The sequence below is a fragment of the Microbispora catharanthi genome (assembly GCF_006334915.2).
GTDB lineage: Bacteria > Actinomycetota > Actinomycetes > Streptosporangiales > Streptosporangiaceae > Microbispora > Microbispora catharanthi.
The window spans coordinates 31480-42898 of sequence record NZ_VDMA02000028.1 but is presented as its reverse complement, the minus strand read 5'-3'; the positions used below and the strand labels follow the sequence as shown (position 1 = coordinate 42898).

Below are 11419 nucleotides of genomic sequence, written 5' to 3'. Positions count from 1 at the left end.
GACCTGATCAGTGAGATCGGAGGCATGAAAGGCGTGAGGGATATGTCGAAAGCCTGGAACGGGATTCTTGCCGACGGCGACGGCTCACTCGGAACACGCCTGTAGCGCCTGTCCGGATCAAAGACTTTCTCTACTGACTTGCGCACGCCGGGAGAAGGCTTCTGGGCGAAGTTTGAGATCGCATGTGCGGTGGTGTGTCCTGCCGGCTCGGTGATCTCATCTTCCGGCGATGCGAGAAACGGGGGATCAATGTGAGTCACATCATCAGGTGATCTTCGGCTCTTGACTGGGGACCGCTGCGACGAGCGGTCATCCAACTCCCTTGTCTCCGGTAAGCCGGCATCGGCGTGGGTGTACAGCCGCGCGCCCTCCGGCGGCTTGCCCGTGTCCACGTGGTGGGGTGCCGCGTGCCCGAGCCACTTTGTCGATCATCGCTGCGAGGTCAACTTATGCGGTTCACATTGCTCGGTCCGCTGGAGATCGTGACATCGGAGGGCTCGCTGACTCCCTCGGCGCCTATGCTCCGGCGCGTCCTCGCCCTGTTGCTCTTACGCGCCGACACGGTCGTACGCAGCGGCGCGTTGGTCGAAGAGCTATGGGGTGACCGGCCTCCGAGGAGCGCCAGAACGACGCTGCAGACGTACATATACCAGTTGCGCAAGCTGTTCGGCAGTTTCGAGGCAGGCCAGGACGCCGGCGGCTCACTGGTCCTGCTGACCAAGCCGCCCGGCTACGAGCTGCAGTTGGGCGAGGACGACCAGGTCGACGTGTACGAGTTCGAGGCGCTGGTCAATCGCGCGAAGGCATGCCGCCACGAAGGGCTCATCGAGGACGCGGTCGCAGCGTTAAACGAGGCGCTCGGTCTCTGGTCGGGGGCGGCGCTGACGGATGTGGAGAGAGGGCCCCTGCTCGACGCCGAGGCGACTCGGCTGGAGGAGATCCGCAAGGAGGTCCTGGAGCTGCGGTTGGAGCTCGACCTGCAGCTCGGCCGGCATCACGAGGTCGTCAGCGAGCTGCTCTCGCTGGTCAGCGCGAATCCGGCACACGAGGGTTTCGTGGCCAAGCTGATGCTCGCGTTGGTGCGCTGCGGACGCCGGGCCGAGGCGCTGGACGTCTACCAGCGGACCAGGACCGAGCTGGTCGCCGGGCTCGGCCTCGAGCCGTCCACCGAGATCCAGCGGCTGCACCACTCGATCCTCAAGGGCGACGGGGAGGTCGGCCACCAGGTGTCGGCCATGGCGCCCACCTCGCCCGCACAACTGCCGCCCGCGATCACCGATTTCGTCGGCCGTACGGGGGAGACGAGGAGACTCCGGTCGGCCGTGGCCGGTGACCGTGGGCTGAGCATCGTGCAGGTCCTCGGTCCGCCCGGCGTCGGCAAGACGGCGTTCGCGCTCCAGGCGGCACACGAGCTCCGGTCGTTGTTCCCCGACGGCCAGTTCTACGCGAACGTGGGCGACTTGGGTGACAGTGGCCGTGGGCTGGCGGACATCCTGGCGGGCTTCCTCCGTAGCTGCGGGATACCACCGGACCGGTTGCCCCCCGGGCTGCGGGAACTGAGCAACATGTTCCGCACCTGGACCGCGGACCGCAAGGTTCTGGTCGTACTCGACGAGGTCCTCGCCGCCCGGCACATCCGGGAGCTCACCCCCGGGGGTTCGTCATGCGCGATGCTCGTTGTGAGCCGGACCCGGCCGACCGCGGTGCCCGGCATGGTCAACATCAGCCTGGGGCCGCTGCCCGAGGACTCGGCGCTGGAACTGCTGGGCCGGCTGATCGGTCCCGAGCGGGTCGAGACCGAGCCCGAGGCCGCGCGGACGCTCATCCGGACCTGTGACCGGTTGCCGCTGGCCCTGCGTGCGGTGGCCGGCCGAATCGCCGCACGGCCGCACTGGAGCCTCGACCGGATGATCGGCCGGTTGAGCCGGTCCGACAACCTCCTGGTGGAGCTGGGGGAGTACGGGGACGAACTGCTGGCCAGCGTCGAGGCCAGCCGCCGCCAGCTGAGCGGGATCACCCGCGACGCGCTCGACCTGGTAGCCGGGCTGTGCGGGCAAACCGTGACCCCGGCCGTCGTGGCCGACCTGCTCGACGTCCGGGTGGCCGCGGCGGAGACCTTGCTGGAGCAGTTGGTGGACGCCAGCCTCATCGAGGAACAGACGTCCACGCGGGAGGGCCACGAGTCCGGCTACCGGGTTCCCGCGCTGTTCCAGGCCGCGGTCCGGCAGCTCGTGGATCCCTGGGACGCGCCGCCGGCCAGACCCGTCGGGCCGAGCACCAGCCCGCTCCGGGAGCCCGCTGACGTCTGACGAACGGCACGGCCACAAGCGGCACGTCACCCACTCATCGGGCGACGTGCCGCTTGTCGTCCTGCGGGGCGAATTCGGTGGGCTTCGAGTCCCGCTCTAGGCGCTTCCTTCAGCCTTACACCGACCACAGTTGGTATCCCTACTTTCCCCCGCTAGGAGGCCGTGGTGAGCCAATGTCGCGTCGTGATAACAGGGATCGGCGTTGTGGCGCCGGGCGGAATCGGTAAGAAGGCGTTCTGGGAGCGGATCACATCGGGAATCAGTGCGACCCGCCCCATCACTTCTTTCGATCCCTCGCCTTACCGATCCCGGATGGCCGCCGAGTGTGATTTCGACCCGAGGCAGGAAGGCCTTCGCCCACAGGAGATCCGGCGAATGGACCGGGTCACGCAGTTCGCGGTCGTCGCCGCCAAGGAGGCGATCGCCGACAGCGGTTTGGACATCACCTCCGGTCAGGCACACCGGGCCGGGGTGAGCATCGGGTGCGCGGTCGGCTGCACGCAGAGACTCGAGGAGGAGTACGTCACCATGAGTGACGGCGGCCGTCATTGGCTGGTGAATCACACCTATGGCGTGCCGCATCTCTACGACTACTTCGTGCCCAGCTCGATGGCCGCGGAGCTGTCGTGGCTCGCCGGGGCCGAAGGGCCGTCGACCGTCGTCTCCGCGGGCTGTACGTCGGGGATCGACGCCATCGGATACGCGTGTGAGCTGATCCGCGAAGGCACCGCGGACATCATGATCGCGGGGGGTGCGGACGCGCCCATCGCGCCCATCACCGTCGCCTGCTTCGATGCGATCAGAGCGACCTCGCGGCACAACGACGACCCGGCCGGGGCGTCCAGGCCGTTCGACGTCACCCGCAACGGCTTCGTCCTCGGCGAGGGAAGCGCCGTGCTGGTGCTGGAGGAACTGACCGCGGCCGTGGCCCGGGGCGCGCACATCTACGCGGAGATCGGCGGATTCGCCGGCCGCAGCAACGCCTATCACATGACCGGTCTCCGCCCGGACGGCGAGGAGCTGGCAGCCGCGATCACCGCGGCACTGGACGAGGCGCGGCTGAACCCGGAGTCGGTCGACTACGTCAACGCACACGGCACGGCGACCAAGCAGAACGACCGCCACGAGACAGCCGCGTTCAAGCGCAGTCTCGGTGATCACGCCTACCAGGTGCCGATCAGCTCGATCAAGTCGATGATCGGCCACTCTCTTGGGGCGATCGGCTCGATCGAGGTCGCCGCGTGCGCGCTGGCCATCGAGCACGGTGTGGTGCCGCCCACCGCGAATCTGCACTCGCCGGACCCGGAACTGGGCTTGGACTACGTGCCGCTGGTCGCCCGCGAGCGGCAGGTGGACGTGGCACTCACGGTCGGCAGTGGATTCGGTGGGTTCCAGAGTGCGATGGTGCTGGCGCGTCCTGCGGAGGCGGCGGCATGACCAGGACGGTCGTCACGGGAATCGGGGTCGCCGCACCCAACGGAGTCGGCCTCGACACGCACTGGTCGTCGACTCTGCGCGGGGAGAACGCGATCCGGCGGATCACCCGCTTCGACCCGAGCCCGTATCCGATCCGGCTGGCCGGCGAGATCGACTTCGAGGTCGGCGGCCGGCTGCCGAGCCGGCTGATCCCGCAGACCGACCGGATGACCCAACTGGCGCTGGTCGCCTCGGACTGGGCGCTGGCCGACGCCGGGGCCGACCTGGCCGGCATGCCTTCTCTGGACGCCGGGGTGATCACGTCCAGCTCCGCCGGCGGGTTCGAGTTCGGCCAGCACGAACTGGAAAAGCTGTACAGCAAGGGGCCGAACCACGTCAGCGCCTACATGTCGTTCGCATGGTTCTACGCCGTCAACACCGGGCAGCTGTCGATCCGGCACGGCATGCGCGGTCCGACCGGGGTGTTCGTCACCGAGCAGGCAGGCGGTCTGGACGCGGTGGCGCAGGCTCGCCGCAAGATCCGCGGCGGTCATCGGCTCATGCTCACCGGCGGGATCGACGCTTCCCTGTGCCCGTACGGGCTGGCGGCCTACCTGGCGAGCGGCCGGGTCAGCCTCGGGGACGACCCGGACGCGGCCTACCTGCCGTTCGCGCAGGAGGCGACCGGAAGCGTGCCCGGCGAGGGCGGAGCCATCCTCGTCCTGGAGGACGCGGACGCGGCGCGGCGGCGTGGGGCCGAGATCTACGGCGAGATCGCCGGCTACGGCGCGACCTTCGACCCCGCGCCCGGGTCCGGCCGGGAGCCGACGCTGCGGCGTGCCGCCGAGATCGCCCTCGCCGACGCCGGCGTGCGGACCGAGGACATCGCGATGGTCTTCGCCGACGCCGCGGCGGTTCCCGAACTCGACCGGGTCGAGTCGGACGCGATCGTCAAGCTGTTCGGTCCGCACGGTGTTCCCGTCACCGCCCCGAAGAGCATGATCGGGCGGCTGTCCTCGGGTGCCGCCGCACTCGACCTCGTCGACGCGTTGATGGCGCTGCGAGACGGCGTCGTGCCACCGACCGTGAACGTCCGGTGCCCCGCGCCCGGCTACGACATCGACCTGGTGATCGGGGAGCCGCGCCCGGCCAGGGGGACGGCGGCACTCGTGCTGGCCCGGGGATACGGCGGTTTCAACGCGGCAATGGTCGTTCGCTCAGCTGGTTGACAGATCAGGAGGATCTCAATGACGACGTTCACCCTCGAGAACCTGGTGCGGATCATGCGCGAGTGCGCGGGCGAGGACGACGCGGTGGACCTGGACGGCGACGTCGCGGGCATGGAATTCGAGGACCTCGGCTACGACTCGCTGGCGGTCATGGAGACCGTGAGCCGGATCTCCCAGGAATACCGGGTGTCGCTGCCCGAGGAGTCCGTGTCCGAGGCCAGGACGCCCGCCGAGCTGGTCGCCCTCGTCGTCGAGCGCCAGCAGCAACCGGCACAGGCGTGACGGGCGAAGGGGAGGGTCCGGTGGCGGACGAGCACGTTTCCGTACTGATCGTCGGTGGTGGCGGGGCAGGCCTGGCCGCGGCGCTGTTTCTCGCCCGCCAGGGTGTCCGGCCGCTACTCGTGGAGCGGCACGCGCGCACGTCGATCTACCCGAGGGCGACCGGGCTCGCGCCGCGAACCAGGGAACTGCTGCGTACGGCCGGGCTGGACGAGGTCGTGCTCGCCGCCGGCAGCGTGATGGCACGCAACGGCGGGAAGGTGGTGGTGGAGCGGCTGGCCGGCAGTGACCTCGGCACGGCTACGCGCATCTCCCCCGTCGCCGACGACGACGCCGACGCCGTCGACGTGGTCGGCTCGGTCAGCCCGATCACCAGCACCAACGGCATCTGCCCGCAGGACGAGCTCGAACCGATCCTGCTCGCCTCGGCCAGGGAGCACGGCGCCGAGGTGCGCTTCGACAGCGAAGTGGTCGATCTGCGGCAGGGCGAGGACTCGGTCACGGTCACCGTGGCCGACCGGGCGACCGGACGGACATCGGTGATCACCGCCGACTACGTGATCGCGGCGGACGGTGCGAACAGCTCGATCCGGGAGCGGCTGGGCATCGGCACGACCGGGCCGGGTCCGCTGGGCGCGCCGATGATCACTGTGCTGTTCCGGGCCGATCTCACCGATCTCGTGCGCGGTCACGAGTTCGTGGTGTGTGAGATTCGCTGCCCGGGCGCCGAGGGGCTGCTGCTGGCGATCAACAACACCGACCGCTGGGTGTTCTACATCTCCTGTCCCCCGGACAGCGGACTGACTCCCGAGGACTTCCCGCCGGAGCGCTGCCTTCAGGTCGTCCGTCAGGCCATCGGCCTGCCGGACCTGGACATCGAACTGCTCGCGGTGATGCCGTGGCAGGCTGCGGCGTTCGTGGCGGACCGCTTCCAGCAGGGCCGGGTGTTCCTCGTCGGCGATTCCGCGCACGTGATGCCGCCCAGCGGCGCGTACGGGCTGAACACCGGTATCGCCGACGCGCACAACCTGGCGTGGAAGCTCGCCTTCGCCCTGCGGGGGAAGGCGGGGGCCGGGCTTGTGGACAGTTACGAGCGGGAGCGCCTGCCGGTCGGCCGGTTCACCGTCGAGCAGGCCATGCTCGTGCAGCGCAACCCGCGGCTGCACTGGGATCTGAAGTCCTCGCTCGCCGAGCGGGAGCGGTTGGGCATGGCGCATCCGGTGGTCGTGTCGCTGTGTCCGCAGTACGACTCCCCGGTGATCGTCTCGCCTCGGCCAGGCCTGCCCTCGATCAGCGATCCTGGGCTCAACCTGGACGGGCACGCGGGCAGCCGGGTGCCACATCTGTGGCTCGGCGGGCCTTCCGGCGCGCGGATGTCCACGCTGGACCTGGTCGAGTCCGGTTTCGCCCTGCTGTGCGGACCGGCCGGCCAGGTATGGCAGGAGGCGGCCGAGCCCTGGGCCGGCCTGCCGCTGGCGGTCTACCGGCTGGCGGAGGAGGGTGACCTGGTCGACGAGGAGCGGCGCTGGCCTGCCGTCGCCGGCATCAAACCGGACGGCGCCCTGCTCGTCCGGCCCGACGGATATGTGGCCTGGCGCGCGCCGTCCGGTGACGAGGCCGCCTCGCTCGACGCGGTCATGCGTCAGGTGCTGGGCGGATGGCACGGCGCTCCTGGGCTGATGACACGGCTGGGCTGATGGCACGGCTGGGCTGATGGCACGGCGCCCCTGGACGGTGGTGAGCGAACGACCACCGGCCAGGGGCGCCTTCGTTCACGACCCGACGGCTTTCTCGTCATCGAGGTACGCCGACGCCTGCAGGGTGAACAGTTCGGCGTATCTGCCCTCGAGCCGCATCAGTTCGGTGTGGGTGCCGTCCTCCACGAGCTTGCCGTCCTCCAGGAACATGATCCGGTCGGATTGGCGGACGGTGGAGAAACGGTGCGAGATGTAGAGCGTGGTCTGCCCCGCGGCCAGGGCGCGCAGCCGGGTGAACAGATCGTGCTCGGCCTGCGCGTCGAGCGCGGAGGTCGGCTCGTCGAGCACGAGGATCGCGGACTTGCGCATGAACGCTCTGGCCAGCGCGATCTTCTGCCATTCACCGCCGGACAGGCTGACGCCCTGGTCGAACCACCGGCCGAGCGGGCTGTCGAAGCCCCGGGGCAGCCGCTCGATGCGCTCGGCTATCCCGGCCCGCTCGGCCGAGTCCACGATCGCCTCCCTGTCGTCGAGTTGCGGCAGGTTGCCGAGGCCGATGTTCTCGCTCGCGGTGGCCTGATAGGTCACGAAGTCCTGGAACATCGCGCTGATCCTGGCCCGGTACTCCTCCGGGTCGTACTCCCTGATGTCGGTGCCGTCCAGCAGGATCCGGCCTTCTGTCGGGTCGTACAGCCGGCACAGCAGCTTGATCAGGGTGGACTTGCCCGCGCCGTTGCGGCCGACCACCGCGACGGTCTCGCCCGGACGGATCTCGAAGCTGACCCGGTCGAGTGCCTTGATGTCGGATCCCGAGTAGCTGAACGAGACCTCCTCGAACCGCACGTGACCGCGCACGTCCGCCGGCATCGGGCGGGGCTGCTCCGGCCTGCGGATCGCCGGGCGGGTGCCGAGAAAGCGGTACAGCAGGTCCAGGAACAGGTTGTTCTCGTACATCCCGCTGACGCCGAGGAACAGGCCCTGGACGGAACTCTGCACGGCGGCCGCGGCACCGGTGTACAGCGCGAGATCACCCAGGGTGAGCCTGCCGGAGACGGCCTGCAGCGCGATGTAGAGGTAGATCGCGGAGCTGGTGAGGGTCGTCAGCATGCTCCAGGCGGCGGCGGCCATGTTGCGGGTGCCGATCAGCTTGCGCTGCCGTTCGTAGTAGACCTGGCCGAGCCGGCGGAACCGGTCGACGAGATAGCCGCCGAGCCCGAAGTGCTTGATCTCCTTGGCGTACGTGTCGGTGGTGACGAGTCCTGCCAGGTATTCCATCCGGCGGCGGATCGGGGAACCGAGGAAGTTGAACGCGAAGCTCCGGGCGGAGTACCGGGTTTGCGAGACGAACGCGGGGATCGGGGTGACGAGCGCCACGACCGCGAGCAGCGGGCTGATCGCGATCAGCAGGGCGATCATCGTGCAGAACGTGATCACGGTCTTCACCAGGCCGAACGCGGAGTTCATCATCGACAGCGGGCGGCTGGGCGCCTCCTGGTCGGCCTGTCGCAGCAGATCGTAGGACTGGGAGCCTTCGAAGAAGGCGAGATGCAGGTTACTGGCGTGGTCCATCACCTTGTGCCGGATGGTGAGCACCATCTTCTCTTGCAGCAGTTGCTGGGCGATGTTCGTCAGCGACGTGATGACCGTGGTCAGCGTGAAGAGGAGAAACTGCAGCGCGGCCACTGTGATGATCTTGGTGATCGACGTCATGGCGATGCCGGGGAACAGCGGCACCGTCAGCATGACGACGTCCGGACGGTGCTGGGTGTGCACCTGGATGCCCTCGACCACCGAGTCCATCAGCAGCTTCGTCATGTACGCCGAGGCGGTGGGCAGCAGGCCGCTCACGACGGTGACCACGCCGATCACCACGGTCAGCACCGGACTGGCCTGCCACGTCAGCCCGATCACGCGCGGCAGGCCGCGCACGGTGCCGACGGAGGTCTGCCGAAACCGTCGCCACCGTGACCTCAGGTCCCTGGGCTGTTTTCGCGGTTTGGGGTCCGGGATGTCGATGGGGCCGGTCAGGCCGCTGTCGGCGACGCTGGTCGGGTCGTCCAACCCGAGTGGAAGGCGGCGCATCGCCGATTCGATACCGCCCCCACCTTGATCCACTAAGCACCGCCCCGAAACTCGGCCGGCAGTTTGGTGGCGTCGAACGCGCCGTGCAGGAACAGCCTGATCAGCGAGGCCAAGCAGATCGGTTCGCTGTCGGCGTCGGGCCGGTGAGACCGGGCGAACAGCAGATCCAGCAGGACGCCCGCGAGCTGGTCGGCGGGCAGGCGCAGCGCGGGCTGCTCGGGCGCGAACAGTTCGGCGAGCGCCGCTCTGGTCGCGGCGATGCCGGCGACGCGGCTGCCCCGCTCGCGTGGTTGCGCGGACGCCTCGCCCCGCTCCCGTGGTTGCGCGGACGCGTCGCCGCGATTGCGGGGGCCGCTGCGGAAGCCGGAGGCGGCCACCGCGCCGAGCACGCGGCCCATCCTGTCCATGTGCGCCTCCATCGCGGAGGCGGCCTCGAGCAGCCTTTCGTGCAGCGAGATCTCCAACGGGATGGCGCGGATGGCCTCGACCACGTTGTCCGGCCGCAGCGCCTCGGCGATGCACGCCTCGAGAAGCTCGTCCTTGTCCTTGAACGCCCGGAAGATCGTGGCTTCGCCGATCCCGGCCGCCGCGGCGATCTGGCTGGTCTTCACCGCGGCGCCGTACTCGGCCACCAGCGGCAGGGTCACGTGCACGATCATGGCGCGGCGTTCCTCGGGGCTCATGCTCGGGGCCCGGCGCCTGGTCGGCTGTGCGGAGGGGGCTACGTCAGTGTCATTCGGCTTTGGTTTCGTCATGCCCCAACTGTACGAAGTGAGTGCTCACTCCGTCAAGGCGTCCTCGCCGACCCGGATCATCCGTGACCAGGCCAGCACCTCGTCGACGAGGCGGGCCTGGCGCAGTGTGTTCTCCGCGTCGAGGGCCAGGTCGCGGCCGTGCCGCAGGGCCTGCGTGAAGTGGCGCACGACGTTGGCGAACTGGTGGTCGGCCGGCAGGACGCGTTCCTCCCTGTGGTCCTGGCGTTCGATGTGGACCACCGGCTGGTAGCTCTCCGGCGGTGTGAACACCCGGTCCAACAGGATCCTGCCGGTGCTCCCGGACAGTTCATAGGTCGAACGGTAGGAATGCTCCATGCCGAAGGTTAGCTGCGCGGCGACTCCCTCCGGCGTGGTCAGCAGGATGCTGCCGGAGCTCACCACGTTCCTGCGCGTGTCCCACCGCAGCACTCCGCCGGCGAAGCCGAGTTCCGGGCCGAGGAAGTGCAGCGCGGCGCGGATCGGGTAGACGCCGACGTCCAGCAGCGCGCCACCACCCACATCGGCCTGATAACGGATGTCGCCCGCGGGCTTCGGAGGGATCGTGAAAGCCGCGGCGAACGCCCGCAGCTCGCCGATCGCGCCGTCCGCCAGGAGCCGCCGCACGGTGGCGTGCTGCGAATGGTGGAGGAACATGAAGTTCTCGAACAGCAGCAGGCCCCGCGACGCCGCCAGCTCGACCAGCCTGCTCGCCTGCCGGTGACTGGACGTCAGCGGCTTCTCCGCCAAGACGTGCTTGCCCGCCAGCAGGGCCTGCTCGACCCATTCGGCGTGCAGCATCGCGGGCAGCGGCACGTACACGGCATCCACGTCGGATCGGAGCAGCAGGTTCCGATATCCGGTGACCGCGTCGCAGCCGAACCGCGCGGCGAACTTCCGCGCCTTGGCCTCGTCGCGGCTGGCGACGGCCACCAGCCGGACATCGGGCTCGGCCGCCATCGCGGGAAGCATCCGCCGCCACGCGATGTCCGCGCAGCCGAGCACGCCGAACCGCACAGGACCTGTGATGCTCACTTCGACTCCGATGGGACCCTGCCGCCGTCCAGCGACGGGCGGACGTCACGGCACTGCTGGTAGGTGGGCAGCAAGCCCATCGCGACCGCCTCGTCCAGAGTCGGTGCCACCCTGTCCTTCTCCGACATGATCGGCGGCTCGGTCAGCTTCCACGGGATTCCCAGCTCGGGGTCGAGAGCCTGCACGTCGATCATGGTGCCGTGCACGTACTCCTCCGCGCACACGTAGTTCATGCACGCGCCCTCGGTGAGGGCGAGGAACGCGTGACCGAGTCCGTCGGCCAGGTAGACCGCGATGCCGGACTCCTCGTCCTGGATCGTGGTGTCGTACATCCCGAACGTGGGCGACCCGACCCGCAGGTCGACCACGACGTCCAGCACCCGGCCGCGTACGCACGTGATGAGCTTGGCCTGCCCCGGAGGCACGGCCGTGCTGTGGATGCCGCGCAGGGTGTTGCGCCTGGAGACCGAGTAGTTCACCTGCATGACCGGAAACGGGCGGCCGATCGCCTCGGCGAGCTCGCTCATCCGCCACGCCTCGTAGAAGTTGCCCCGCACGTCCGGTATCCGTTCTGGCCGGATGCGGTAGGCGTCCGGAATCGCCATCTCGGTGATTTTCAT

General features: G+C 69.1%; 9 protein-coding genes. 5 read left to right on the top strand and 4 right to left on the bottom strand.

The features are described from left to right. Positions 1-449: 449 nt before the first annotated feature. The 5 genes from FH610_RS36585 (at position 450) to FH610_RS36570 (ending at position 6930) form a co-directional block, all read left to right on the top strand. Positions 450-2309 carry an AfsR/SARP family transcriptional regulator gene (locus FH610_RS36585; RefSeq protein ID WP_139579813.1) on the top strand — a complete coding sequence of 620 codons (1860 nt, stop codon included), beginning with the start codon at positions 450-452 and terminating at the stop codon, positions 2307-2309. A gap of 165 nt (positions 2310-2474) precedes the next feature. After that, positions 2475-3746: a beta-ketoacyl-[acyl-carrier-protein] synthase family protein gene (locus tag FH610_RS36580; protein WP_139579812.1), complete on the top strand. Its 1272-nt coding sequence runs from the start codon at positions 2475-2477 to the stop codon at positions 3744-3746. Beyond that, complete coding sequence (locus FH610_RS36575) at positions 3743-4954, top strand: ketosynthase chain-length factor (RefSeq protein WP_139579811.1); 1212 nt, start codon at positions 3743-3745, stop codon at positions 4952-4954. The genes FH610_RS36580 and FH610_RS36575 overlap by 4 nt, the downstream gene beginning before the upstream one ends. An 18-nt stretch (positions 4955-4972) precedes the next feature. Continuing rightward, positions 4973-5236, top strand: a complete 264-nt coding sequence (locus tag FH610_RS43100; RefSeq protein WP_161628173.1) for an acyl carrier protein — start codon at positions 4973-4975, stop codon at positions 5234-5236. A 20-nt stretch (positions 5237-5256) separates the two neighbouring features. After that, a complete protein-coding gene (locus FH610_RS36570) occupies positions 5257-6930 on the top strand; it encodes an FAD-dependent monooxygenase (protein WP_161628172.1) in 1674 nt (557 codons plus the stop codon). A 75-nt stretch (positions 6931-7005) separates the two neighbouring features. On the opposite strand, the gene FH610_RS36565 is transcribed toward FH610_RS36570, so the two are convergent. From FH610_RS36565 to FH610_RS36550, 4 genes are all read right to left on the bottom strand, one after another. Continuing rightward, complete coding sequence (locus tag FH610_RS36565; protein ID WP_139579809.1) at positions 7006-9012, bottom strand: ABC transporter ATP-binding protein; 2007 nt, start codon at positions 9010-9012, stop codon at positions 7006-7008. 32 nt (positions 9013-9044) lie between these two features. Beyond that, complete coding sequence (locus FH610_RS36560; RefSeq protein ID WP_205826334.1) at positions 9045-9671, bottom strand: TetR family transcriptional regulator; 627 nt, start codon at positions 9669-9671, stop codon at positions 9045-9047. A gap of 120 nt (positions 9672-9791) precedes the next feature. Beyond that, positions 9792-10799 carry a Gfo/Idh/MocA family protein gene (locus FH610_RS36555; RefSeq protein ID WP_139579807.1) on the bottom strand — a complete coding sequence of 336 codons (1008 nt, stop codon included), beginning with the start codon at positions 10797-10799 and terminating at the stop codon, positions 9792-9794. Then, positions 10796-11419, bottom strand: a complete 624-nt coding sequence (locus FH610_RS36550; protein WP_041952834.1) for a dTDP-4-dehydrorhamnose 3,5-epimerase family protein — start codon at positions 11417-11419, stop codon at positions 10796-10798. The genes FH610_RS36555 and FH610_RS36550 overlap by 4 nt, the downstream gene beginning before the upstream one ends.

Excerpts from the sequence above, each read along its gene's own strand:
- FH610_RS36575 (WP_139579811.1), top strand. The coding sequence starts at position 3,743 with ATGACCAGGACGGTCGTCACGGGAATCGGGGTCGCCGCACCCAACGGA.
- FH610_RS36560 (WP_205826334.1), bottom strand. The coding sequence starts at position 9,671 with ATGATCGTGCACGTGACCCTGCCGCTGGTGGCCGAGTACGGCGCCGCG.
- FH610_RS43100 (WP_161628173.1), top strand. The coding sequence starts at position 4,973 with ATGACGACGTTCACCCTCGAGAACCTGGTGCGGATCATGCGCGAGTGC.
- FH610_RS36565 (WP_139579809.1), bottom strand. The coding sequence starts at position 9,012 with ATGCGCCGCCTTCCACTCGGGTTGGACGACCCGACCAGCGTCGCCGAC.
- FH610_RS36585 (WP_139579813.1), top strand. The coding sequence starts at position 450 with ATGCGGTTCACATTGCTCGGTCCGCTGGAGATCGTGACATCGGAGGGC.
- FH610_RS36550 (WP_041952834.1), bottom strand. The coding sequence starts at position 11,419 with ATGAAAATCACCGAGATGGCGATTCCGGACGCCTACCGCATCCGGCCA.